Origin of the sequence: Mameliella sp. CS4, from assembly GCF_019392335.1 — a bacterium.
Taxonomy (GTDB): Bacteria; Pseudomonadota; Alphaproteobacteria; order Rhodobacterales; family Rhodobacteraceae; genus Antarctobacter.
Window position 1 is genome coordinate 25999 of the sequence record NZ_JAHXRQ010000026.1, and the last position, 23648, is coordinate 49646.

Consider the following 23648-nt stretch of genomic DNA (forward strand, 5'->3'; position numbering starts at 1 on the left):
GATTTCAGGATCACGCGCGTCCCGTTCGCGGACAACCTATGGTATGGCCGGTCTGTACGATTTGACGCACGACAAGCCATCTGGCAAGACGACGCGCCGAAACTTTGATCCACGTCATCGGGATTTTGCACGGGGTCGCCTAGGGTGCCCCCGACTCATCTTCCGGCCAACGACCGCAAGGACCAGGCATGACCGATACCGACAGCAACACGCTGGACCGTGCATTGCGCGCCACCCGCGCCCGCGCCACCGGGGGCCTTTCGCCGCATTCCGCCGCCTCGGCCTGGATGGACTGGCTGTCGCATCTGGCCGCCGCGCCGGGGCGGATGACCGCGCTGACGCAAGAGGCGGCCCGCCTCGCGGGCGAAACCGCGCTGTCTTTTGCCGGACGGGCCGAAGGGCCGCAGCCCGCACCCGACGATCACCGATTCGATCACCCCGGCTGGGCGCTGCCCCCCTTCCGCGCGATGAAGACCGCCTTTCTGGCGCAAGAGGCCTGGTGGACAGAGGCGACCACGGAAATCCGCGGGATGCGCAAGATCAGCGCCGACAGGGTGGGGTTCATGGTGCGGCAGGGGCTGGACATGGTCTCTCCCTCCAACTTTCCGCTGACCAATCCCGAGGTGGTCGAGGCCGCGCTGAAAACCGGCGGGCGCAATTTCATCGAGGGTGCAAGGCACCTGGCCGAAGACAGCGCCCGGATGATCGCGCAACAGCCCGCGCCGCGCCCCGAAGGCTTCGAGGTGGGCAAGGACCTGGCCGTCACGCCGGGACAGGTGGTCTATCGCAACGACCTGTTCGAACTGATCCAGTATGCGCCGCAGACCGAAACCGTCCACGCCGAGCCTCTGCTGATCGTCCCGGCCTGGATCATGAAGTACTACATTCTCGACCTCAGCCCGCCCAAGTCGCTGATCGCGCAGCTGGTCGCGCAGGGCTACACCGTCTTCGCGATCTCGTGGTGCAACCCCACCGCCGACCAGAGCGAGCTGTCGCTGGAGGACTACCGCCGCCGCGGCGTGATGGAGGCGCTGGAGGCGGTGCAGGTCGTCACCAAGGCGCCCCGGGTTCATGCCTGCGGCTATTGCCTGGGCGGCACCATCCTGGCCATTGCGGCGGCGGCCATGGCGCGCGACGGCGACGACCGGCTGGCCTCGATCACGCTGCTGGCCGGGCAGACGGATTTCTCCGAGGCGGGCGAGCTGATGCTCTTCGTCGACGACAGCCAGATCGCCTTTCTCGAGGACATGATGTGGGACAAGGGCTATCTGGACGGGCCGCAGATGGCAGGCGCCTTCCAGATCCTGCGCGCGCGCGACCTGGTCTGGAGCCGCCTGTTGCGTCGTTACCTGCTGGGCGAAGAAGACCCCGTGTTCGACTTGGCGGCCTGGAACATGGACGCCACGCGGATGCCCTACAGGATGCACTCGGAATACCTGCGCGGGCTCTTCCTCGAAAACCGCCTGACCGCCGGGCGCTTTTCGGTCGAGGGAAAAGTGATCGCGCTCAAGGACATCTCTGCCCCCTTCTTCGTGCTGGGCACGGAAAAGGACCACATCGCGCCCTGGCGCTCGGTCTACAAGACGGCCCTGTTCACCGATGGCGACCTGACCTTTGTCCTGACCTCGGGCGGGCACAACGGCGGCGTGCTCAGCGTGCCGGGGCAAAAGCACCGCCATTTCCGCCGGGGCCATCGTCCGCCGGGCCGCAACTACATGGACCCCGACACCTGGCTGTCCTGTCACGAGACCGAGGAAGGCTCTTGGTGGCCGGTCTGGTTCGACTGGCTGGACGGCAAGAGCACCGGCGAAAGGGGCGCCCCGCCGCCGATGGGCCGGGCAGAGGCCGGATTGCCGCCGCTGATGGCGGCGCCGGGCAGCTACGTCCTGCAAGTCTGAAGTCCTGTCAGGGGCGCGCCTGTGCAGTCGCCACAAGCGCGCCCCGGCAAGCTGCCAGCACCTTGTCCACGTCCCCGGCGGCATCGACACGTGTCCAGCCGATCTCTCCGGCGTCGCTGTCCAACTGTGCGCGGACAACCCCGGCATCCGCGTCCGAGGCATCGCCCCGGCGGTCCGACACGCGGGCAACCAGCGCGGCGCCCTCCGCCTCCAGCCAGAGCCCGGTGAAGCCCGCGCTTTGGTCACGGGCGACCCGCGCGATGGCCGCGCGGTCGTCCGGGTCCAGAAAAACGGCATCCGCGATCACCGTTTGCCCCGCCTCCAGGACCTCCCGCGCCAGCGTTTCGATTCGGTCATAGACCTCTGCGCTGACCTCTGGCCGATAGCCCTCCGCATCCAGCGGCGTCAGGGGATCGACCCCGCACAGCGCCTTGCGGATCATGTCGCTGCGCAGGTGGACGGCACCCGGAGGCGCCCCCAGCTCCGGCGCCAGCCCGCGCGCCACCGTGGTCTTGCCCGTGCCTGACACCCCGCCGATGGCCACCAGCCTCGGCGTCCCCGGTTCCAGCACGGCGATGGCATCGTCAAGGTAGCGCCGCGCGTCCCGCAATAGCGTCTCGCCTCCGCCCTGCGCCCGCGCCGTCTGGACCGCCACCATCGCGCTGATGCCCGCGCGCACCGCCTGGAACAGCGGCAGGGCGGCCAGCCCGCGATAATGGTCCTCTGTCCCGGCGCCAAAGAGGTAGCGGTTCAGCACCGCGTTCGCCGCCCAGGCCAGCCCCCGGTGGCGCAGGTCCATCAGCAGAAAGGCCAGGTCGTACAGCACGTCGCAGGTGCCCAGCTCTTCGCTGAATTCCAGCGCGTCGAAGGGCACGGGCCGTCCCTCGATCAGGACGATGTTGCGCAGGTGCAGGTCGCCGTGGCAGCGCCGGACGTGGCCCGCCTCGGCCCGGCTGTCCAGCAAGCCCCCCTGCCGCGCCAGCGCTGTCCTTGCCCGATCCAGAAAACGCGCGATCTCCTCGGCGGGCAGCGCGTCCTCCATGCCGGCGAATTCACGCCCCAGTTCATCGAGGATGTCCCCGATCCGCCGCGCACCGTCCGGCGCCGGATGGGCCGGGGCCGCCGCGTGATACTGCGCGATGCTGGCGCCCAGCGTCTCGGCCAGGGGCCGGTCCAGCCCGCCGCGCCCTGCCACCCGGTCAAGCTGATCCGCGTCCGGAAACCGCCACATCCGCAGCGCCCATTCGACGACCTCGCCCGGACCATCGAGCTCCAACGCACCCTCCGCCCCGCGCGTCACGGCAACCATGTCACGGTAGATCATCGGCGCGGCGGGCGCGTTCAGTTCCAGCTCGCGCCGCAGGGCCGCCGCGCGCCGCTCCGGCGTCGAATAGTCGAGATAGTCGTAGCGCACCGCCCGCTTGATCTTGAGCGCCGTGTCCCCGCCGAGGAAGACATAGGCCCCATGCGTCCGGACCACGTCCACATCCACGGCCCCCGCGTAAAGCGCGGGCTGCTGCAACAAGGTCACGACCTCTTCCTGATCCGTCATACGGTCCAGAGCTCCTGTTCCCGGGCATGCTCCCTGCCCCGTCATCCCACGTCCAGAAAGGTGACCCCTTGATCGGAGTCAAGAACCGCACGGCGCCCACCGGATCACAGAAGAAAACAGCCCCACCCTGCCGCAGAATTATGCAAGGCGTCAAAACCGGGTGATCGAAGTCGTGAAAGCAGGGCGTCCCACCCCCGGAAACGAACAAGGGCTTGGCCATCTCTGGCCAAGCCCTTGATTCAGTGGTGAGCCGTGCAGGGTTCGAACCTGCGACCCACTGATTAAAAGTCAGTTGCTCTACCAACTGAGCTAACGGCCCACTGTGGCGGCCTAACTATGAATATGGCCGGTCCGGGTCAAGCCAAAAAATCAGGAATCTTGCAGGCTTTTTCTCATCGCTCGCCGGGACACTGGAAACCACCCCGCGACAGGCGTATATCGCCCGCCATGACACAGGACGCGCGCGCACTGCCCTTCATGAAAATGCACGGGCTTGGCAATGACTTCGTGGTGATCGACTCGCGTGCGCGCGAGGCGGCGCTGACCCCTGCGCGGGTCGCGGCCATCGCCGACCGCCACATGGGCGTGGGTTTCGACCAGCTGGCCGTCATCACGCAGACCGGGACCCAGCCGCACCTGACCTTCTACAACTCCGACGGCTCGACCTCGGCGGCCTGCGGCAATGCCACCCGCTGCATCGCCCGCCACCTGATGGACCAGAGCGGAGAGACCCGCCTGAGCCTCACCACCGACCGCGGCACGCTGGAGGCCGTCGACGCGGGCAATGGGCTGACCTCGGTCAACATGGGGCCACCGCAATTGGACTGGGCCGAGATTCCCCTGGCCGAAGAGATGGACACGCTGGAACTGCCCATCGAGGGTGGGCCGACCGCCACCGGCATGGGCAACCCGCATTGCACCTTTTTCGTCGAGGATGCCGAGGCCGTGGCGCTGGCCACTTTCGGCCCGCGCTACGAACACCACCCGCTGTATCCGCAGCGCACCAACGTGCAGGTGGCCAGCCTTCTGGGCGAAAACCACCTGCGGATGCGCGTCTGGGAACGCGGCGTGGGCGTGACGCTGGCCTCGGGCTCGTCCTCCTGCGCCACCGCCGTCGCCGCCGCGCGGCGCGGGCTGACGGGGCGCAGCGTGCGAATCGACCTCGACGGCGGATCGCTGCAGATCGACTGGCGTGAGGATGGCGTCTGGATGACCGGCGGCACAGCGCATGTCTTTGACGGGCAATTCACCGCCCAATGGCTGGACGCGAACCCATGAGTGCCCCCAAATTCACCACCCTCGGCTGCCGCCTGAACGCCTACGAAACGGAGGCGATGAAGGACCTCGCCTCAGCGGCGGGCGTCGGCAATGCCGTGGTGGTCAACACCTGCGCCGTCACGCAGGAGGCCGTGCGCAAGGCCCGGCAAGAGATCCGCCGCCTGCGCCGCGAAAACCCGGACGCCCGTGTCATCGTCACCGGCTGCGCCGCCCAGATCGACCCCGACAGCTTTGCCACGATGGACGAGGTCGACGCCGTCATCGGCAACACCGAGAAGATGGCCCCCGACACATGGAAAGGCCTCGCCGGCGATTTCATCGGCGAGACCGAAAAAGTGCAGGTCAACGACATCATGTCGGTGACCGAAACCGCCGGTCACCTGATCGACGGCTTCGGCACGCGGTCCCGCGCCTATGTCCAGGTGCAGAATGGCTGCGATCACCGCTGCACCTTCTGCATCATCCCCTATGGCCGGGGCAATTCGCGCTCTGTCCCCGCCGGTGTCGTGGTGGACCAGATCAAGCGGCTGGTGGACCAGGGATACAACGAGGTGGTGCTGACCGGGGTCGACCTGACCTCCTGGGGCGCCGACCTGCCCGGGGAACCGCGCCTGGGCGATCTGGTCATGCGCATCCTGCGGCTGACCGATGTGCCGCGCCTGCGCATCTCCTCGATCGATTCGATAGAGGCGGACGACAACCTGATGCTGGCCATCGCGTCAGAGCCGCGCCTGATGCCGCACCTGCACCTGTCATTGCAGCATGGCGACGACCTGATCCTGAAACGCATGAAACGCCGCCACCTGCGCGACGATGCCATCGCCTTTTGTCAGGAGGCCCGCCGTCTGCGCCCGGACATGACCTTTGGCGCCGACATCATCGCCGGGTTCCCGACCGAGTCCGAGGCGCATTTCGAGAACTCGCTGCGGCTGGTCTCGGACTGCGACCTGACATGGCTGCATGTCTTTCCCTACTCGGCCCGCCCCGGCACCCCCGCCGCGCGCATTCCGCAGCAGATCAACGGCACGGTCATCAAAGAGCGCGCCGCGCGCCTGCGCGCCGCCGGAGAGACGCAGGTGCAGGCGCATCTTGCCGCGCAGACCGGCCGCGACCACGCGGTGCTGATGGAGGCGCCCGACATGGGCCGGACCGAACAATTCACCGAGGTGCGTTTTGCCGCGTCTCAGCCCGTCGGCCAGATCGTGCCTGCGCGGATCACCGGCTTTGACGGCCAGCAACTGACGGCCTGAGCCCATGCACCCGAACCCCACCTTCCGGCAGACCGACCGGGATACCGCACTGGCACTTGTGCGGGCGCGGTCCTTCGGTACCCTCGTTCTCTCGACCGAGGGCGCGCCGCTGCTGGCGCATGTGCCCTTCCTGCTGTCTGAAAGCGGCACAGAGGCCGACCTTCATCTGGTGCGGTCCAACCCCATCGCGCGGGCCTGCGCCGCTCCACAACCCGTCACCCTAGCTGTGAGCGGACCGGACGGCTACATCTCGCCCGATTGGTACGGGATCGAGGACCAGGTGCCGACCTGGAACTACGTCGCCGTCCATCTGACCGGCCAGTTGCACCCCTGCCCGCTGGCGGAACTGGAGCCGCTTTTGGCGGCGCAAAGCGCCGCGTACGAGGGCCGCCTGCCCGGCAAATCTCCTTGGACGATGGACAAGATGAGCGCCGAGACCAAGGCGCGCTTCCTGCGGATGATCCTGCCGTTCCGGCTGGAGATCGGCGAGGTCCAGAGCACCTTCAAGCTGGGTCAGAACAAACCCGAAGAGGTCCGCCTTGCCGCCGCCGACAGGGTGACCGAGGGCTTCGGCAGCGAGCTTCAGGCCCTGGCCCGCGACATGCGGGAACCGCCCGCATCGCAGTGATTGCGCCCCGGCGCACCGGCCTCACGGATTTGGAAAATCGAAATCGGTTTACCGGGGTGAACCGATCCTTACCCGTTTGTACAAAATGCTGGAATCGATGTACGTTTCGTACGTTTTGTACAAAATTTCGGGGCGTCCACCCGGCATGAAAAAGGCCCCGCCGTCACCGGCAGGGCCTTCATGAAACTCGGGTCGAAGAGCAGCTTACTCTTCGTCGGCCTCGGCCATTGCCACGCGGGCCTTGTCGGCTGCACCCTTGGCGTCGACGTCGCGGTCCACCAGTTCGATGATGGCCATCGGAGCCATGTCACCGTAGCGGAAACCTGCTTTGAGAACACGGGTATAGCCGCCGCTACGCTCGGCGTAGCGCGGGCCGAGGATCTCGAAAAGCTTGGCGACGTCCTTGTCTTCCTTCAGCTGCGCGCGCGCCTGGCGGCGGGCGTGCAGATCACCGCGCTTGCCCAGGGTGATCAGCTTGTCCATGACGCGCTTGAGTTCCTTGGCCTTCGGCAGGGTGGTCTTGATCTGCTCATGTTCGATGAGCGAGCCGGCCATGTTCGCCCACAGCGCCTTGCGGTGCTCGTGGGTGCGGTTCAGGCGGCGGTAACCTTTTGCGTGACGCATTGTTTTTACTCCGTTTTTGCCCTCTACAGGCGGTTTTGCTTTGTCCGGCAGCCCATGCGTGCGGGCCACTCTCCTTGGGGCATCATGCCCGGGGTGGCGGGGTGAACCCCGCCCTACGCAGAACCCGTAGGGCGGGATTTATCCCGCCGATCCTAGAACGAGTCTTCCAGCTTCTTGGCCAGATCCTCGATGTTGTCCGGCGGCCAGTCCTCGACGTCCATGCCCAGGTGCAGGCCCATGCCCGACAGCACTTCCTTGATTTCGTTCAAGGACTTGCGGCCAAAGTTCGGCGTGCGCAGCATCTCGGCTTCGGTCTTCTGGATCAGATCACCGATGTAGACGATGTTGTCGTTCTTCAGGCAGTTGGCCGACCGTACCGACAGTTCCAGTTCGTCCACCTTCTTGAGAAGCAGCGGGTTGAATTCCAGCCCGTCGTCCTCGTCCTGGCGGCCCGCCGACTCCGGCTCTTCGAAGTTGACGAAGATCGACAACTGGTCCTGCAGGATGCGCGCGGCAAAGGCCACCGCGTCTTCCGGCGTGATCGAGCCGTCGGTTTCGATCTTCATGGTCAGCTTGTCATAGTCCAGCACCTGGCCCTCACGGGTGGGCTGCACGTCGTAGGCGACCTTCTTGACCGGCGAATAGATCGCGTCGATCGGGATCAGGCCGATGGGCGCGTCCTCGGGCTTGTTCTTGTCCGCGCTGACGTAGCCCTTGCCGGTGTTCACGGTGAATTCCATGTACACTTCGGCGCCTTCGTCGACGTGACAGATCACGTGCTCGCGGTTCAGGACCTCGATGCCCGCGCTTTCGGCGATGTCGCCGGCGGTCACGACGCCCGGCCCCTTGCCCGTCACGGACAGGCGCTTGGGGCCTTCGACTTCCATACGCAGCGACACACCCTTGAGGTTCAGGATGATGTCGGTGACGTCTTCACGTACACCGGCCACGCTGGAGAATTCGTGCAGCACATTGTCGATCTGCACGCTGGTGATGGCGGCGCCCTGAAGCGACGACAGCAGGACGCGGCGCAGCGCGTTGCCCAGGGTCAGACCAAAGCCGCGCTCCAGCGGCTCGGCGACGACGGTGGCCATGCGCGACGGATCGGCGCCCGGCTTGATCTCAAGCTGCGTCGGCTTGATCAGTTCAGCCCAGTTCTTGTGGATCATGCAGTTCCCTCCATACCTGCCAGCGCCCCATGTCCGAAGGCACCGACGCCCGAGGTTTCAAAACGACGGCGCGAGGCCGGGCAAAAGGCCCGGCCCCGCGAAAATCTGTCCGATAGATCAGACGCGGCGGCGCTTCGGCGGGCGGCAACCGTTGTGGGCAATCGGCGTCACGTCGCGGATCGACGTGATGTTGAAGCCGACGGCAGCCAGCGCGCGCAGCGCGGATTCGCGGCCCGAACCGGGGCCCTGCACTTCGACTTCGAGCGTTTTCACGCCGTGTTCCTGCGCCTTCTTGCCGGCGTCTTCGGCGGCAAGCTGAGCGGCGTAGGGGGTCGATTTGCGCGAGCCCTTGAAGCCCATCGTGCCGGACGACGACCAGGAGATCGCGTTGCCCTGCACGTCCGAGATCAGGATCTTGGTGTTGTTGAAGGACGAGTTCACATGCGCCACACCGGCTGCAATGTTCTTGGAGACCTTCTTCTTGCCGCCACCGCGGCGAGTATCGCGTGCCATGGTTCCGTTCTCCCCTTACTTCTTCTTGCCAGCGATGGGCTTTGCGGGGCCCTTGCGCGTGCGTGCGTTGGTGTGGGTCCGCTGACCGCGGACGGGGAGGTTGCGGCGATGGCGCAGGCCACGGTAGCAGCCGAGGTCCATCAGGCGCTTGACGTTCATCTGAACTTCGCGGCGCAGGTCGCCTTCGACGGTCAGGTTGGCGTCGATGAACTCACGGACGGCCAGGACTTCTGCGTCGCTCAGCTCATTGACGCGGCGGGCCACGTCGATGTTGGTGGCCGCGCAGATTTCCTTGGCGGTGGACGGACCAATGCCGTGGATGTAGGTCAGCGCGATCGGGACGCGCTTGTGGGTCGGGATGTTGACGCCGGCAATACGTGCCAAGTCTCTGTTCCTTTCGTTGCGAGCCCGTAGCACCAGGCCCTTTTTTCACAACGGAAGCCCGGGCCATGCGGCTGCCGGGCGTCTGTCATAACTCAGGTGATCGTCCCGAATCCTGTTCCACGATTCGGGCAATTTATCCCTTGCGGGATGGGGCTACCTATTGGGCAGGGCCCAGAAGGTCAACCCCCTGTCAAGGCTATTTTCGCGACCATTGCGAACAGGGAAAATAGATCTCTGGCAAAGGGAAGATTCCGTCAGGCACAACCCGCACATACCCCCCCTTTGTCTCGCTGATCCAGAGCCCGGTCTGCCACTGGCTGCCGCCATCGTCACAGGTTGCCGTGACCGACAGGGACTGCCCGGGAACGAAACGGGCGCCCGACCAGTAACAGCGCGCGCCGTGGCTTTCGATCCCGGTGGGCATCAGCGACACGATATCCGCCATTTCGCGATCCTCGTAGGGAAGATCGCAATAGCCCGGGTTTTCGAGGAACTCTTCAGCTTTGGCCGGGGCGGCAGCGGACAGTCCGAGTGTCAGAAGGGCCGCCGCCGTCAGGCCTGATTTCATGCGTCGAGTTGCCCGGCGATCGCCGACTGGATCTCGGCGATCTCGCCAAGCCCATCGACGCTGCTGTGCTTGCCCTGCGCGTAGTAGTAACCGATCAGCGGAGAGGTCTGCTTGTAGTAGGCCATCAGCCGCGTCCGCAGGCTGTCCTCGTTGTCATCGGCGCGGCGCTTGAACTCTGTCCCGCCGCACTTCACGCATTTGCCGTCCTCGGGGATCGGCTTGGTCAGGTCGTTGTAGACCTCACCACAGCTGCCGCAGGTCGAGCGAGCGGTGATGCGCTGCACCAGGACATCGTCATCGACGCGCAGTTCGATAACCTTGTCCAGGGTCTGGCCCTCATCCGCGAGCAGCTTGCCCAGGGCGTCCGCCTGCGCCAGCGTGCGCGGGAAGCCATCGAAGATAAAGCCGTTGGCCTTTACCGTTTCCAGCTTTTCGCGGATCAGACCGATCACGATCTCGTCCGTGACCAAGTCACCGCGGGCCATCACGTCAGCGACGATCTTGCCCATTTCGGTGCCGCTGTCCTTGGCCTCGCGCAGCATGTCGCCGGTCGACAGTTGGACCATGCCACGGTTCTCTTCGAGAATACGTGCCTGTGTGCCCTTACCCGCCCCCGGCGGTCCCAAAAGAATGATGTTCATCGACGCGCTGGTGCCCCCCGTTTCTTGCGGCCCTTACCCTTGCCGCGCAGCTGCGACTTTTGAATAAGACCTTCGTACTGATGTGCCAAGAGATGACTCTGGACCTGTTGAATGGTGTCCATGGTCACGCTGACCACGATCAGAACCGAAGTGCCGCCAAAGTAGAACGGGATGGCGTATTGGGTGCGCAGGATCTCGGGCAGAAGGCAGACCGCCGTCAGGTAGAGAGAGCCCAGAACCAGTACGCGGTTCACGACGTATTCAAGATAATCGGCGGTCTTCTTGCCGGGACGGATGCCCGGCACGAAACCGTTCTGGTTCTTCAGGTTGTCCGCAACGTCATCGGGTTTGAACGAGACGTTGAAGGTGTAGAAATAGGCGAAGAAGACGATCATGCCGCCGAAGAACAGCAGGTAGAGCGGCTGTCCCGGGCCAAAGTAGGCAAGGATCGTCGACATGATCGGGCCGGTATCCGAGCCGCCCGAGAAGGTCGAGATCGTGACCGGCAGCAGCAGCAGGGAGCTTGCGAAGATCGCCGGGATGACGCCCGCCGGGTTGACCTTGACCGGCAGGTGAGATTGCTGCGCCTCGGTCATCTTCATGCCCACCTGGCGGCGTGGGTACTGGATCGTGATCTTTCGCAGCGCGCGCTCCATGAAGACGACGAAGGTGATGACCCCCACCACCATCAGGATCACGCCCACGATCACCGCCGGGCTGATCGCGCCCGACTGGCCTTGGCTGAAGAACTGTGCCAGCGCTGCGGGAACCTCGGCGATGATGCCGACGAAGATGATCAACGAGATGCCGTTGCCGATGCCGCGCGCGGTGATCTGTTCACCCAGCCACATCAGGAACATGGTGCCGCCGACCAGCGTGATCATGCAGGCGGCCCGGAAGAACCAGCCCGGATCGGTCACAAGATCCCCGGCCTCCAGGCTGACCGCGAGGCCGTAGGACTGGATCACCGCCAGAGCCACCGTGCCGTAACGGGTGTACTGGTTGATCTTCTTGCGGCCCTGCTCACCCTCTTTCTTGAGCTGCTCCAGCGCCGGCACCATGGCCGTCAGAAGCTGCACCATGATCGAGGCCGAGATGTAGGGCATGATGCCCAGCGCAAAGATCCCCATGCGTCCCAGCGCGCCGCCGGTGAACATCGACACCATGCCCGCAACGCCTTGCCCGGCCTGCTCGACGAACTCTTGCAGCGCGGCGCCGTCGATCCCCGGAACGGGAATGTAGGTGCCAAGCCGGTAGACGATCAGAAGGGCGAGGGTGAAGAAGATGCGATTGCGCAGGTCGGTTGCTTTGCCAAGCGCCGCCCAGCTGGTGTTGGCGGCCATTTGCTCTGCTGCAGATACCATGCGGATCTCTCTTTTCAGTCAAACGCCGCCACGACGGGTTTTCCGTCGGGCGGCGCGCAATGGAAAACTGTTGGACATGTAAGCGGCGGGCGCGCCGCTCACAAGTCGTTATTCCGCCGCTGCCGCGGTGGTGACGGTCAGCGAACCGCCCTTGCCTTCAACGGCGGCGACAGCCGATTTCGACGCGCCAGTCACGTTGATGGTCAGGGCGCCGGTCACGTCGCCCTTGGCGAGGACGCGGATGCCATCCAGCGAACGGCGGACGAGACCCGAGGAAACCAGGGTTTCTTCGGTGATGTTGCCGGCATCCAGCTTGCCCGCGTCGACGAATTTCTGGATCAGGCCCAGGTTGACGACGGCATATGCCTTGCGGTTCGGCTTGTTGAAGCCACGCTTGGGCAGGCGCTGGTACAGCGGCATCTGGCCGCCTTCGTAGCCGTTGATGGCCACACCCGAACGCGATTTCTGGCCTTTGATACCACGGCCGCCCATCTTGCCCTTGCCCGAACCGGGGCCGCGGCCGATGCGTTTCTTCGTCTTGGTTGCGCCGGGATTGTCGCGCAGTTCATTGAGTTTCATGTCGCTTCTCCTATGCCGGATGCTGCCCGCGAAGCGATGATGGACAGACCACGGCGTTTCTTGCTTGTGAATCGGGCCGGAAGGCCACCGGGGGCGTATAGCGAAGCACCCCGGCCAAGACAAGCCTTCCCTGAAGTTCGGACTCCTCCACGCGGCAGGGTCGCGGGTCGGGTATTCCCGACGGTCGGGAATCCCTGAATGGCATGGTCCGCGACGCCCCGCCAGGGTGTTGGCAATCGCGTACTCGTTACGTCTCGCGACCAACCCCGGAGACCTGACCATGCCCTTTGACGCCGATTGGCTCTTGATCCTTGGCATCGCCTCCGTCGCGGTCAGCAACCTTGCCTGCCTGCCCTATATCCGCGACATGCTGACCGGCAGCACCCGTCCGGTACGGTCGACTTGGCTGATCTGGTCGGTGCTGTCGGGGATCTGCCTGGTGTCCAACATCGACAAGGGCGCCGATGCCTCGCTGTTCTTTGTCGGCGTCGAAACCGCCGAGACGGTGCTGATCTTCGTGCTTTCGATCCGTTTTGGCATAGGGGGCGTTCTGCACGCCCGAGACCTGGCCATCTATGCGGTGGCGGCAATTGGCTTGGTCCTGTGGTGGATGACCGACGATGCCGTCTTTGCCCTGGCCATCGCCATCGGGATCAGTGCGCTGGGTGGCATCCCGACCGTTCTCAAGGCCTATGCAGCCCCCAGGACGGAAACCGCGGCCTGCTGGGGCCTGTCGGCAGTGGCCTCGCTTCTGGGCCTCCTGTCGGTCGGATCCTTCTCGCCGGTTCTGCTCGCCTACCCGGCCTACCTGCTGGCCCTGTACTGCGCGATCCTGGCGGCCATGTTCCTCGGCTATCGCCGCGAACGGCGCGAACGCGAGGAGATGGCCCTGCGCCTTGCACCGCTGCGCCCGCTGGCAATGCAGGGCATTCCCGCCTGAGCCCTTGACTTCTGCATCGCAGCACCGCATTTAGCATTCAGTTGCCGCACCCGCCGCGTGAGCGGGGCTGACGGGCGAAAGCGCCCTCTCGGCACATCTTTTCCACATGGTTCCCATTTCACGCGGGGGTCCAGAACCGCAACAGGCGCGCCGGCACGATACCTCGCGTCCCCGCTTGTGGTCTCACCCGTGCGCGCCGCGATCCTGATCGTGGTGGGAAACGCATGATTTCGCGGGCCCGGCCCGCACTAAAGGACGTACTCTTGGATTTCGACATGCTGGGGCTGCCGCCCCGCCTTCTGGCCAACCTGGCCGAACAGAACATCACCACCCCCACCCCGATTCAGACCCAGGCCATCCCGCACGCCATGAATGGCCGCGATGTCATGGGCCTGGCGCAGACCGGCACCGGCAAGACCGCCGCCTTCGGCCTGCCGCTGATTTCCACCCTGATGCGCAAACAGACCCGGCCCGCCGCCAAGTCCGTGCATGGCCTGATCCTTGCCCCGACGCGCGAGCTGGCAAAGCAGATCGTTGACAACCTGCGCATCTACGCCGCCGGAACCCCGGTCAAGATCGGCATCGTGACCGGTGGCACCTCGATCAACGCGCAGACCCAGCGGCTGGCCAAGGGCACCGACCTGCTGGTCGCAACCCCCGGCCGCCTCATCGACCTGATGGAGCGCAAATCCGTGCGCCTCGACGGGACAGACTTCCTGGTGCTGGACGAAGCCGACCAGATGCTGGACCTCGGGTTCATCCATGCGCTGCGCCAGATCGCCAAGCATCTGCCCGCAGAACGTCAGACCATGCTGTTTTCGGCCACGATGCCCAAGCAGATGGCAGAGATCGCGGCCACCTACCTGACCAACCCCGTGCGGATCGAGGTGACACCTCCGGGCAAACCCGTCGAGCGCATCGAGCAGAGCGTGCACTTCGTCGAACAGGCGCACAAGGCCTCCCTGCTGGTCAACCACCTGGACGGACACCGCGCAGAGGCCGCGCTGGTCTTTTCGCGCACCAAGCATGGCGCTGAGAAGCTGAAGAAGCACCTCGAAGCCAAGGGCTTTGCTGCCGGGTCGATCCACGGAAACAAGAGCCAGGGCCAGCGCGACCGCGCGCTCAAGGCGTTCCGTGACGGCGAACTGAAGGTGCTGGTCGCCACGGATGTGGCCGCGCGCGGCATCGATATTCCCTCGGTGCGCTACGTCTACAACTTTGATCTGCCGAACGTTGCCGACAACTATGTCCACCGCATCGGGCGTACGGCGCGCGCCGGGCTGGACGGCACGGCCATCGCCTATTGCGCGCCCACCGAGATGGGTGAGTTCCATGCGATCCTCAAGGTCATGGGCCGCGACATCGCAGTGGCGGGCGGTGAACCGTGGGAGCCGGTCAAGAAGCCCTCTCGCGGTGGCGGCGGCGGCGGAAACCGGCGCCCCGGCAATCGCCCCGGTGGCAACGCCGCGAAACCCGGACGCCCGCGGCGCAGCCGCACCCGCCGCTCCAAGGCGGCCTGAGTTTGACCGGGGGCGCTAAACGGCGCCCCCGAGCCTTACGGGGACCGATTTCGGCCCCCGGAACGCCCAGCCGGTGAACTCCACCGGCCCGGCCAGTTCCATCCCCGGAAACCTCTCGAACAGCATCGGCAGCGCGACCTCGGCGATCAGCGATCGCGACGCCGCCGCCCCTGCGCAGAAGTGTGGACCAGCGCCGAACGCCAGGCTCGGCCGCGTGTCGCGCGACACGTCAAAGACCTCTGGCCGCTCAAAGACCTCCGGGTCGCGGTTTCCGATGCCGTACATCAGGAACACCCGGTCGCCCGGATCGAACCGGACCCCCTCCACCACGTCCTCCCGCGCCACCTCGCGCGGGCTCATACCGATGGGGGCGATCCAGCGGGTGAATTCCTCGAAGACATCCTGCCAGCTTGCCTCGCCCGCCCGCACTCGGGCCAGCTCTGCCGGGTGGGTCAAGAGCGCCCAGGCACAGCCCGCAATCGCGTCGCGCGGTTCGTTCTGCCCACCCGAGATCGCCAGCTTGATATTCGCCCGAACGCTGTCCATCGGCGGCCCGGCGCGCATCTGCACGTCCAACAGGGACATTTCCGGCGGATCGCCCGCCTGCGCGTCGATGGCCGCATCGATCCGGGCCGTCGCCGCATGGCACCGGGCCTCAACCTCCGGGTCGCCGGTGTAGTTGGCGATCCCGTCGATCATTCCCTGGCTGACAGCATCCATCTCTTGCCAGGTCAGCCCGTGCAGCCCGGTGATCGCCCGCAAGGCCTCTCCCGACAGCCGCATGGCGTAGTCGGGGACGAGATCGCATTGCCCCTGCCGCGCCATGTCCTCCAGCGCATCCTTTGCCGCTGTGCGAAAGGCGTCGGACCAACGGTCGCGCACGGTACGGGGTGAATAGGCGGGGAAACAGGCGCGTCGTTCGGCCCCGTGTTCCTCGCCATCCTTGCGCATCATGTTTTCGCCCATGAGGCGGGTCATAAGCCCCTGCGGCTGGCGTGAGGAAAACACCTCGATCCGCTTTTCCTGCTCAAAGATCACGTTTCGCCGGGTGATCAGCGTCGCGCCCAGTTGCGGGACATAGGCAATGGGTATTTCTGCCTGCAACCGCGCCAGCGCCGGATAGGGATCGGCAACCAGTTCTGCGGGGGCCAGGTCGACCCGGGGCGCGTCGCTCATCGCACACGCACGGGCAAGGTCGCATAGCCCCGGAACCGCGCCAACGGCACCCGCGTGCGCGGGCCGTTCGCCGCCAGTTTCGGAAAACGCCGCACGAATTTCCCCAGAGCGATCTTGCCCTCGACCCGCGCCAGCGAGGCACCAAGACAGACGTGTATCCCGGTGATGAAAGCGATCTGCCGGTTGGGCCTGCGCCTGATGTCCAGCCGGTCGGGATCGGGAAAGACATCTGGATCGCGGTTCGCCGCCGCGATGGAGGTGTGGATATAGGTGCCCTTGGGCAACACGCCGGTCGACAGTTCGATATCCTCGCCGGCCAGCCGGTTGCCGATCTGCAGCGGGCTTTCAACCCGCAGGAACTCCTCGACCGCCGAACCGATCAGATCCGGGTCGTCCAGCAGCATCCGGTGCTGGTCGGGGTTGTCCATCAGCAGACCAACAGAGTTTCCGACGAAACTCGTCGTCGTCTCATGCCCCGCGTTCAGCAGGAAAATACAGTTCTGGATCAGCTCTTCCTGGGTCAGGCGCCGCCCCTCGTGTTCGCCGAAGATCAGCGATTCCAGCACCTCGCCTTCATGCGCGCCCTCCGGATTCCGGCGACGGTGGTCGATGAGGTCGCCCAGGATCTCGCCGAACTCCTCGACCGCGCGGTTTCCCTCGGCCAGACGGTCCTGCGGCACAACCGGGTCCAGCGCCCCCAGGATCGCCAGCGAATAGCCACGCAGTCGCGCGCGGTGTTCCTCGGGGATACCCAGCATGAAGCTGATGATCTCGGTCGGCAGGACCTTGGCGAAATCCTCGATCAGGTCCAGCTCTCCAAGGTCCTCGACCCGGTCCAGCAGTCGGTCCACGATCTTGTCGATCAGCGGTTCGAACTCGGCCAGTTTGCGCGGCGTGAAGGCGCCGGAGATCAGCTTGCGCACCACCGTGTGATAGGGAGGATCGTTGAAGATCAGGCTGGTCGTGTGGTGCTTTTGCAGCGGGCACTGGCCGAATTTCTCGCCAAAGGCCTCTGTCTTGTCGGACAGCATGTCACGGCTTCGATAGACCGCCATGCAATCGTCAAAGCGGGTCAGAAAGACAGAACCGTCCGCATTGCGGTGAACCGGGTCTTCCTGCCGCAACCGGTGCAGGACGGGGTGTGGATTCTCTATGAAATCCGGGCCGATCGCGTTGAGATCGAAAGTCGAAACATCCAGTGCCATGAAAAAGCCTCCCGCAACGACTTTGCGGGAGGCTTTTCCGTTCGGCAAGGGGCCAAAGCCCGGTCAGCCAAGCTCGCCCGGTTTGTACCAATCGCCCATCTTCACGGTGGCCGCGTCGCCGACCATCTCGGCGAACATCGCCGGGTCCTGCGTGCCGCCGTCCCGGCCGCGATAATGGTAGGGATAGACATAGGTCGGGGCGAAGTCGCGCACCGCGTCCGCCGCCGCCTCTGCCGTCATGGTGAACGGCAGGTTCATGCAGACAAACGCCAGGTCAATGCCGTCCAGTGCGCGCATGTCCGGGATGTCCTCGGTATCGCCCGAGACGTAGATGCGGAAATCGCCCATGGTCAGGACATAGCCGTTGTCGCGGCCCTTGGGGTGAAAGTTCTCGCGCCCTTCAGTCATGTTGTAGGCCGGGATCGCGTCCACCTGCAGACCGGTCAGGCTGGCGCTGGCGCCATTGGCAAGCGCGCTGGTGTTCACCTTCAACTCATCGGTCAGCATGTCGAAGACCGCCGGGTTGGTCAGCATCTGGGTGTTTTCCCCCTTCAGCGCGGTCAGGACGTCCGCATTGTAATGGTCCCCGTGCTGGTGCGTGATCAGGATCAGGTCGGCATCGGGAAAACTCTCGTACTCCGAAACTTCGCCCACCGGATCGACATAGATCGTGCCAACCGGCGTCTCCAGCACGATGGAGGCATGATGGACGGGATGCACCATGATCGTACCTTCCGAGGTCTGGAACTCGTTGGACAGGTGGCCGTCGGCCCGGCCCGCGAAGGGCAGTACCGTGATACTGCCTGCGGCAGCAGCGGTGTGAAGGAAGTTGCGGCGGGTAAAGGTCATGGTTGGCGCTCCCTGTGGTCTGTTCTCCAGAAAGGGTAGTACGCCCCCGACCTTCGACAAATCGAACTTTGCAACAGGCCCCCGGTGAAACGAAAAACGCCCCCCGGACGGACCGGAGGGCGTTTCTGTTCACTTCGAAAAAGAGGCTCAGTCGCGCTCTTCGACGATTTCCACCAGATGCGGGATCTTGCGGATCATGCCGCGAACCGCCGGGGTATCTTCCAGCTCGCGCACGCGGTGCATCTTGTTCAGGCCCAGGCCGACCAGGGTCTGGCGCTGGATGGCGGGGCGACGGATCGGCGACCCGACCTGTTTGACGACAATGGTCTTAGCCATGATCAGGCCTCCTCGGTCTCGGCTGCGGGCGCTTCATCACGCTTGGGCAGGATGTCGGCGACCTTTTTGCCACGACGCTGCGCGACATTGCGCGGCGACTGCTGGTTGCGCAGGGCGTCCAGCGTGGCGTGGATCATCGCGTAGGGGTTCTGCGAGCCGGTCGACTTGGCGACAACGTCCTGAACGCCCAGCATCTCGAACACGGCACGCATCGGACCACCGGCGATGATACCGGTACCCTGGGGGGCGGTCCGCATGGTGATCTTGCCTGCGCCGTGATGACCCTTGGCGTCGTGGTGCAGGGTGCGGCCCTCTTTCAGCGGCACGCGGATCATCTTGCGCTTGGCTTGCTCGGTGGCCTTGCGGATGGCCTCGGGGACCTCCTTGGCCTTGCCCTTGCCAAAGCCGACACGGCCTTTCTGGTCGCCCACGACGACGAGTGCGGCGAAGCCGAAACGCTTACCACCCTTGACGGTCTTGGACACACGGTTGATCGCCACCAGGCGATCGGCAAATTCGGGCGTCTGTTCTTCGCGGTCACGACGACCGCGACCGCCGCCACGCTTGTTGTCACGTTCTGCCATAAGGCATTCCTTTTCTCGTGGTGCCCAAGAGCACCGGTTTGTTCAATCGCAGTGGGCCGAGCGGCCCCTCGATCATCGAGGCGTCTCCGCCTGCAAATGAAGCTGCGCCCGAAGGCGCAGCTTGCGAACGGTGCGCAAGAGCTGCGCACCGAAACTTCAGATCTTCAGGCCACCTTCACGCGCGGCGTCGGCCAGGGCCTTCACCTTGCCGTGGAAGAGGAATCCACCGCGGTCGAAGTATGCTTCTTCGACACCGGCCGCCTTGGCGCGTTCGGCGATTGCCGCACCCACCTTGGCCGCGGCCTCGACGTTGTTCTTACCGATAACACCGAGGCTGGGCTCCAGCGAAGAGGCGGCGGCCAGGGTCTTGCCCTGGACGTCGTCGATCAGCTGGACCGAGATGTTCTTGTTCGATCGGTGCACGCTCAGGCGCACGCGCCCTGCATTGACCTTGCGAAGTTTGTTCCGGACGCGCAAGCGGCGCTTCTGGAACAATACACGTTTGCTATTTGCCATGTTCCTGCGTCCTTACTTCTTCTTGCCTTCCTTCTGGAAGATGTACTCGCCCTTGTAGCGAATACCCTTCCCCTTATACGGCTCGGGCCGGCGCCAGTCGCGAATGTTGGCCGCGACTTGGCCCACCTGCTGGTTGTCATGCCCTTCGATGATGATCTCGGTGGGCTTGGGGCAGGTGATGGTGATGCCGTCAGGAATCTCGAAATCCACATCGTGCGACAGGCCGAGGTTCAGCTTCAGGACCTTGCCTGCCAGCTGAGCGCGGTAGCCGACGCCCTGGATTTCCAGTTCCTTCTTGAAGGTGTTCTGGACGCCGTGGACGAGGTTCGCAACCACAGTGCGGGACATGCCCCACTGCTGGCGGGCGCGCTTGGACTTGCCACGCGGTTCCACCGAGATTGCGTTTTCCTCGACCGTGAGGGTCACGTCATCCGTGGCCGTAAAGCTCTGGGTGCCTTTCGGGCCCTTCACTTCGATGGTCTGGCCGGAGACGCTGGCCGAGACGCCCGAGGGCAGTTCGACCGGCTTCTTACCAATACGAGACATGTGATCAGGCCTCCTTAGAATACGGTGCAGAGCACTTCGCCGCCGACGTTGGCTGCGCGTGCATTTGCGTCCGACATCACACCCTTGGGGGTGGAGACAATCGACACACCCAGACCCTGACGGACCTGCGGGATGTCATTGACACTCATGTAGACGCGGCGGCCGGGTTTGGAGACCCGCTTCACTTCGCGAATGACAGGCGTGCCGTCGAAGTACTTGAGGCTGATCTCGAACGCGGGGTGGCCGCGCTCGTCCGTGCTGCTTTCGTAGCCGCGGATGTAGCCTTCGTCAGCCAGCACATCCAGAACCCAGCCGCGCAGCTTGGACGCCGGTGTCGACGTCGTGGACTTGCCACGCGATTGTGCGTTGCGGATACGGGTGAGCATATCGCCGATAGGATCGTTCATCTCATCCCCTCCTTACCAGCTCGACTTCACGACGCCGGGCAGCTTGCCGTTCGAACCGAGTTCGCGCAGGGCGATCCGGCTGATCTTGAGCTTGCGGTAGTAGGCGTGCGGACGGCCCGTCAGCTGGCAGCGGTTGTGCAGCCGGGTGGGCGAGGAATTGCGCGGCAGCTTGGCCAGCTTGAGGCGGGCCTTGAAACGCTCTTCCATCGGCTTCGATTCGTCGGTTGCAATTTCTTTCAGTTCAGCGCGCTTGGCGGCATACCGGGCCACCAGGCGCTCGCGCTTCTTCTCGCGCTCGATCATTGCTTTTTTAGCCATGATATCGCTCCTATTACGCCTTGGTGAACGGCATGTTGAAATGGGTCAGCAGCGCTCGGGCCTGTGCATCGGCCGAATGCTCGCCATATTCCTTCGCGTTGGTCGTGATGATCACGTCCATGCCCCAGACCTCGTCGACCTTGTCGAAATCGATCTCGGGGAACACGATGTGTTCCTTCAGGCCCATTGCAAAGTTGCCGCGACCGTCGAAGGACGGTTTCACGCCGCGGAAGTCGCGGATGCGCGGCATTGCAACGGTCACCAGGCGGTCGAGGAATTCATACATGCGCACGTCACGCAGGGTGACCTTGGCGCCGATGATCATGCCTTCGCGCAGGCGGAAGGGGGCGTGCGAGTGCTTGGCCTTGGTGCCGACGGCCTGCTGGCCGGCGATCTTGGTCAGGTCCTCGACGGCCGACTTGGCCTTTTTCGAGTCACGAACCGCCTCGGCGCCGCAACCGATGTTCAGCACGATCTTCTGCAGGCTCGGGATCTGCATGTCGTTCGTGTAGCCGAACTGCTCTTTCATCGCGGCCTTGATCGTCTCGCGATACTGGGCCTTCATGCGCGGGGTGTAGTTGTCCATATCAAGCATCGATCACGTCCCCCGTGGTCTTGGCAAAGCGAACCTTCTTGTCGCCTTCCATGCGGAAACCAACGCGGGTCGGTTTGCCGTTGGCATCGACATAAGCCAGGTTCGACAGGTCCACGGGCAGCGCCTTGGGCACGCGGCCGCCTTGGCTGGTCTGGCTCTGGCGGGTGTGGCGAATGGCGACATTCAGCCCGTCGACGATGGCCTTGCCGGCCTTGGGGTCGACGCTGACGATCTCACCGGTCTTGCCCTTGTCCTTGCCGGTCAGGACGATGACGGTGTCACCTTTTTTCAGTTTCGCGGCCATCTTACAGCACCTCCGGGGCGAGCGAGATGATCTTCATGAAGTTCTTGGCGCGCAACTCGCGCACAACCGGTCCGAAGATACGCGTACCGACCGGCTCGCCATTGTTGCCGAGGATCACGGCAGCGTTGCGGTCAAAGCGGATCGAGGTGCCGTCTTCACGACGAACTTCCTTGGCGGTGCGCACGACGACGGCCTTGCGGACGTCACCCTTTTTCACGCGACCACGCGGAATGGCCTCTTTCACCGACACCACGATGATGTCGCCGACAGAGGCATAGCGGCGGTGGGAACCGCCCAGAACCTTGATGCACTGAACTTTCCGGGCTCCGGAATTGTCAGCGACATCCAGATTGGTCTGCATCTGGATCATAAGTTTTCTCCCGACGTCCCGGGCCGCTCACAAGAGAACATTGACCCGGGGGTTTCGTATGCAACCGAGCCCCGCGAACGGGGCTCGGCTCTGCCCTTTACTGGGCGGTTTCTGCCTCGGCGGACATCTGCGCCTCAAAGCGAGCCTTTTCGGCGGCGGCCGCTTCGGCGCGCGCCTTGTTGTGCTCGTCAAGCATCTCGGCGGTCATCACTTCCCACCGCTTGGTCTTGGACTTCGGCGCGCATTCGCGGATCATCACGCTGTCGCCGACGTTGAAGGCACCGGCCTCGTCATGGGCGCGGTACTTCTTGGATTTCTTGATGGTCTTCTGCAGCACGGGGTGCTTGAAGCGACGGACGACCTGAACGGTCACGGTCTGGGCGTTGGCGGTCGATGTGACGGTGCCTTGCAGGATACGCTTGGGCATCTGTTACGCCTCCGCAGTCGAGGCCGCAGCAGCGGCTTTTTCGTTCAGGATGGTGTTGATGCGCGCGACGTCGCGGCGCACCTGGCGCATGCGCGCCGTGTTTTCCAGCTGGCTCGTGGCCGCCTGGAAGCGGAGGTTGAAAGCCTCCTTTTTCAGCTGGACAAGCTGGTCCCGGAGTTCGTCCGGGGACTTGTCACGGAGGTCCTGGGCGTTCATGCGCCTCTCCTTTGTTTCAACATCACCGGTAGGCCCCTGCCTGCGAGCATGCAGGGTCACCCTGATTCCGGTGGAGTCCGTGGATGAGCGGCCCCATTAGGCCAGAATCCCAGCCCATGCAAGGACTATCTGGTCCGGCACGGGGCCTTGGCCGTCAGCGCTCGCGGCAGCCGCCGATCACATAGTCGAACCGATCGCCCAGGGAGGTTGCCGGAAAGCGCGCGTTCGAGCGCGATCCGCGGAAATCGGTGAGCTCGAAGACAAAGCTCTCACCAGTCATCAGGCCGGCACGAAAATCCCTGAAACGCTCTGGCAGGAAGGCCGCCTTGCCGCTGGTGGATTCGCCCCACCGTTCCGAAATCGGCGCGTTGTCACCGAACTTGTAGCGCACCGGGACCGTGTCCCGGGTGCTGCCGATATATCCGCCGGAGACCACAAAGATCTCGTGACCGCCCTTGCCGTCGCACCGTACGAAGGTCGAGACGGGCGCATCCGTCATGCGCAGGTGGGCCTTGTCGCTTTCGAGCACGACATAAGAGGTGTCTTCGCCGGAAAACGGGTCCGATTTCTCGACAAATGTCCATTTCGAGGGGTCGGGCGCATCCGGCGCGTCAGCTTCTGGGGCCGGGGCGGGCGCGGGGTCAAAACCTGCGAGGGAATCGTAACAGATCAGGCGGGCCTGATCGTCCGTCAGCCCGAGGCAGGGCGATAGATCCTGTGCCTGTGCGGCCAAGGGGACAAGCCCCACAACGATGGAAACAATGGCAAACCGCATGGCCAACCTCCTCTTTAAATCACCTGTCTTCGTCCCGGACACACGGCGCACCGCATTGGCCCAAGTGTCTCGTAGCCCTGTTGTTTTTCTACGCCAACCGGTTTGTTCGAACAATT

General features: G+C 64.4%; 29 protein-coding genes, 1 tRNA gene and 1 pseudogene. 6 read left to right on the top strand and 25 right to left on the bottom strand.

The window, feature by feature from the left end; all coding sequences use genetic code 11:
* Positions 1-188: 188 nt before the first annotated feature.
* Positions 189-1898 (top strand): PHA/PHB synthase family protein, encoded by a 1710-nt coding sequence (locus KZZ07_RS22480; RefSeq protein ID WP_219517547.1) that lies wholly within the window; start codon positions 189-191, stop codon positions 1896-1898.
* Between the two features lie 7 nt (positions 1899-1905).
* On the opposite strand, the gene KZZ07_RS22485 is transcribed toward KZZ07_RS22480, so the two are convergent.
* Together KZZ07_RS22485 and KZZ07_RS22490 are read right to left on the bottom strand one after the other, a co-directional pair.
* Entirely contained in the window at positions 1906-3450 is a 1545-nt protein-coding gene (locus KZZ07_RS22485) for a bifunctional aminoglycoside phosphotransferase/ATP-binding protein (protein ID WP_219517549.1), read from the bottom strand.
* Between the two features lie 243 nt (positions 3451-3693).
* Positions 3694-3769, bottom strand: a tRNA-Lys gene (locus tag KZZ07_RS22490).
* A gap of 128 nt (positions 3770-3897) precedes the next feature.
* Here KZZ07_RS22490 and dapF point away from each other — a divergent pair.
* The 3 genes from dapF to KZZ07_RS22505 are packed head-to-tail and all read left to right on the top strand — an operon-like array spanning position 3898 to position 6606.
* The gene (gene dapF / locus KZZ07_RS22495; protein ID WP_219517551.1) at positions 3898-4728 is read left to right on the top strand and encodes a diaminopimelate epimerase; all 831 of its coding nucleotides are present in this window, start codon (positions 3898-3900) and stop codon (positions 4726-4728) included.
* A complete protein-coding gene (mtaB, locus tag KZZ07_RS22500; protein ID WP_219517553.1) occupies positions 4725-5978 on the top strand; it encodes a tRNA (N(6)-L-threonylcarbamoyladenosine(37)-C(2))-methylthiotransferase MtaB in 1254 nt (417 codons plus the stop codon). Before dapF ends, mtaB begins: the two co-directional genes overlap by 4 nt.
* Positions 5979-5982: 4 nt before the next feature.
* Complete coding sequence (locus KZZ07_RS22505) at positions 5983-6606, top strand: FMN-binding negative transcriptional regulator (protein ID WP_219517555.1); 624 nt, start codon at positions 5983-5985, stop codon at positions 6604-6606.
* A gap of 204 nt (positions 6607-6810) precedes the next feature.
* On the opposite strand, the gene rplQ is transcribed toward KZZ07_RS22505, so the two are convergent.
* The 8 genes from rplQ to rplO form a co-directional block, all read right to left on the bottom strand.
* Positions 6811-7230: a 50S ribosomal protein L17 gene (rplQ, locus tag KZZ07_RS22510; RefSeq protein WP_219517557.1), complete on the bottom strand. Its 420-nt coding sequence runs from the start codon at positions 7228-7230 to the stop codon at positions 6811-6813.
* Positions 7231-7382: 152 nt separating this feature from the next.
* A complete protein-coding gene (locus KZZ07_RS22515) occupies positions 7383-8399 on the bottom strand; it encodes a DNA-directed RNA polymerase subunit alpha (protein WP_043137336.1) in 1017 nt (338 codons plus the stop codon).
* Between the two features lie 117 nt (positions 8400-8516).
* Complete coding sequence (rpsK, locus tag KZZ07_RS22520) at positions 8517-8912, bottom strand: 30S ribosomal protein S11 (protein ID WP_219517559.1); 396 nt, start codon at positions 8910-8912, stop codon at positions 8517-8519.
* A gap of 15 nt (positions 8913-8927) precedes the next feature.
* The gene (rpsM, locus tag KZZ07_RS22525) at positions 8928-9296 is read right to left on the bottom strand and encodes a 30S ribosomal protein S13 (protein WP_219517567.1); all 369 of its coding nucleotides are present in this window, start codon (positions 9294-9296) and stop codon (positions 8928-8930) included.
* A 196-nt stretch (positions 9297-9492) separates the two neighbouring features.
* On the bottom strand, positions 9493-9864 hold the full coding sequence (locus KZZ07_RS22530) for a hypothetical protein (RefSeq protein ID WP_219517569.1): 372 nt from the start codon (positions 9862-9864) through the stop codon (positions 9493-9495).
* Complete coding sequence (locus tag KZZ07_RS22535; RefSeq protein ID WP_219517571.1) at positions 9861-10505, bottom strand: adenylate kinase; 645 nt, start codon at positions 10503-10505, stop codon at positions 9861-9863. Before KZZ07_RS22535 ends, KZZ07_RS22530 begins: the two co-directional genes overlap by 4 nt.
* Positions 10502-11869: a preprotein translocase subunit SecY gene (gene secY / locus KZZ07_RS22540; protein WP_219517573.1), complete on the bottom strand. Its 1368-nt coding sequence runs from the start codon at positions 11867-11869 to the stop codon at positions 10502-10504. Before secY ends, KZZ07_RS22535 begins: the two co-directional genes overlap by 4 nt.
* Before the next feature lie 108 nt (positions 11870-11977).
* A complete protein-coding gene (rplO, locus tag KZZ07_RS22545; protein WP_219517575.1) occupies positions 11978-12448 on the bottom strand; it encodes a 50S ribosomal protein L15 in 471 nt (156 codons plus the stop codon).
* A gap of 280 nt (positions 12449-12728) precedes the next feature.
* Between rplO and KZZ07_RS22550 the strand changes: the two genes are divergently transcribed.
* On the top strand, positions 12729-13388 hold the full coding sequence (locus tag KZZ07_RS22550; protein ID WP_219517577.1) for a hypothetical protein: 660 nt from the start codon (positions 12729-12731) through the stop codon (positions 13386-13388).
* Between the two features lie 263 nt (positions 13389-13651).
* Positions 13652-14908, top strand: a complete 1257-nt coding sequence (locus KZZ07_RS22555; protein ID WP_255564529.1) for a DEAD/DEAH box helicase — start codon at positions 13652-13654, stop codon at positions 14906-14908.
* Between the two features lie 15 nt (positions 14909-14923).
* Here the strand turns inward: KZZ07_RS22555 and KZZ07_RS22560 are convergent, their stop codons facing one another.
* From KZZ07_RS22560 to KZZ07_RS22630, 15 genes and pseudogenes are all read right to left on the bottom strand, one after another.
* Positions 14924-16084 carry a cytochrome P450 gene (locus KZZ07_RS22560; protein ID WP_219517579.1) on the bottom strand — a complete coding sequence of 387 codons (1161 nt, stop codon included), beginning with the start codon at positions 16082-16084 and terminating at the stop codon, positions 14924-14926.
* Complete coding sequence (locus tag KZZ07_RS22565; protein WP_219517582.1) at positions 16081-17289, bottom strand: cytochrome P450; 1209 nt, start codon at positions 17287-17289, stop codon at positions 16081-16083. The genes KZZ07_RS22560 and KZZ07_RS22565 overlap by 4 nt, the downstream gene beginning before the upstream one ends.
* A gap of 63 nt (positions 17290-17352) precedes the next feature.
* The gene (locus KZZ07_RS22570) at positions 17353-18138 is read right to left on the bottom strand and encodes an MBL fold metallo-hydrolase (RefSeq protein WP_219517584.1); all 786 of its coding nucleotides are present in this window, start codon (positions 18136-18138) and stop codon (positions 17353-17355) included.
* 147 nt (positions 18139-18285) lie between these two features.
* Complete coding sequence (rpmD, locus tag KZZ07_RS22575; RefSeq protein WP_043137362.1) at positions 18286-18474, bottom strand: 50S ribosomal protein L30; 189 nt, start codon at positions 18472-18474, stop codon at positions 18286-18288.
* 2 nt (positions 18475-18476) lie between these two features.
* Positions 18477-19058 carry a 30S ribosomal protein S5 gene (rpsE, locus tag KZZ07_RS22580; RefSeq protein WP_219517586.1) on the bottom strand — a complete coding sequence of 194 codons (582 nt, stop codon included), beginning with the start codon at positions 19056-19058 and terminating at the stop codon, positions 18477-18479.
* A gap of 156 nt (positions 19059-19214) precedes the next feature.
* Positions 19215-19574 (bottom strand): 50S ribosomal protein L18, encoded by a 360-nt coding sequence (rplR, locus tag KZZ07_RS22585; RefSeq protein WP_219517588.1) that lies wholly within the window; start codon positions 19572-19574, stop codon positions 19215-19217.
* 12 nt (positions 19575-19586) lie between these two features.
* Positions 19587-20120, bottom strand: coding sequence for a 50S ribosomal protein L6 (rplF, locus tag KZZ07_RS22590; RefSeq protein WP_219517590.1), 534 nt, complete (start codon positions 20118-20120; stop codon positions 19587-19589).
* Positions 20121-20134: 14 nt separating this feature from the next.
* A complete protein-coding gene (gene rpsH / locus KZZ07_RS22595) occupies positions 20135-20527 on the bottom strand; it encodes a 30S ribosomal protein S8 (protein WP_219517592.1) in 393 nt (130 codons plus the stop codon).
* Between the two features lie 12 nt (positions 20528-20539).
* A complete protein-coding gene (rpsN, locus tag KZZ07_RS22600) occupies positions 20540-20845 on the bottom strand; it encodes a 30S ribosomal protein S14 (RefSeq protein WP_219517603.1) in 306 nt (101 codons plus the stop codon).
* Positions 20846-20858: 13 nt separating this feature from the next.
* Positions 20859-21440, bottom strand: a complete 582-nt coding sequence (gene rplE / locus KZZ07_RS22605) for a 50S ribosomal protein L5 (RefSeq protein ID WP_219517612.1) — start codon at positions 21438-21440, stop codon at positions 20859-20861.
* Entirely contained in the window at positions 21433-21744 is a 312-nt protein-coding gene (gene rplX / locus KZZ07_RS22610) for a 50S ribosomal protein L24 (RefSeq protein WP_219517615.1), read from the bottom strand. The genes rplE and rplX overlap by 8 nt, the downstream gene beginning before the upstream one ends.
* Before the next feature lies 1 nt (position 21745).
* A complete protein-coding gene (gene rplN, locus KZZ07_RS22615; protein WP_219517617.1) occupies positions 21746-22114 on the bottom strand; it encodes a 50S ribosomal protein L14 in 369 nt (122 codons plus the stop codon).
* A gap of 199 nt (positions 22115-22313) precedes the next feature.
* Positions 22314-22541: pseudogene (rpsQ, locus tag KZZ07_RS22620) on the bottom strand (30S ribosomal protein S17); the annotation flags it as partial.
* 3 nt (positions 22542-22544) lie between these two features.
* Positions 22545-22757 (bottom strand): 50S ribosomal protein L29, encoded by a 213-nt coding sequence (gene rpmC, locus KZZ07_RS22625; RefSeq protein ID WP_219517630.1) that lies wholly within the window; start codon positions 22755-22757, stop codon positions 22545-22547.
* 154 nt (positions 22758-22911) lie between these two features.
* The gene (locus tag KZZ07_RS22630) at positions 22912-23532 is read right to left on the bottom strand and encodes a hypothetical protein (protein ID WP_219517639.1); all 621 of its coding nucleotides are present in this window, start codon (positions 23530-23532) and stop codon (positions 22912-22914) included.
* Positions 23533-23648 lie beyond the last annotated feature (116 nt).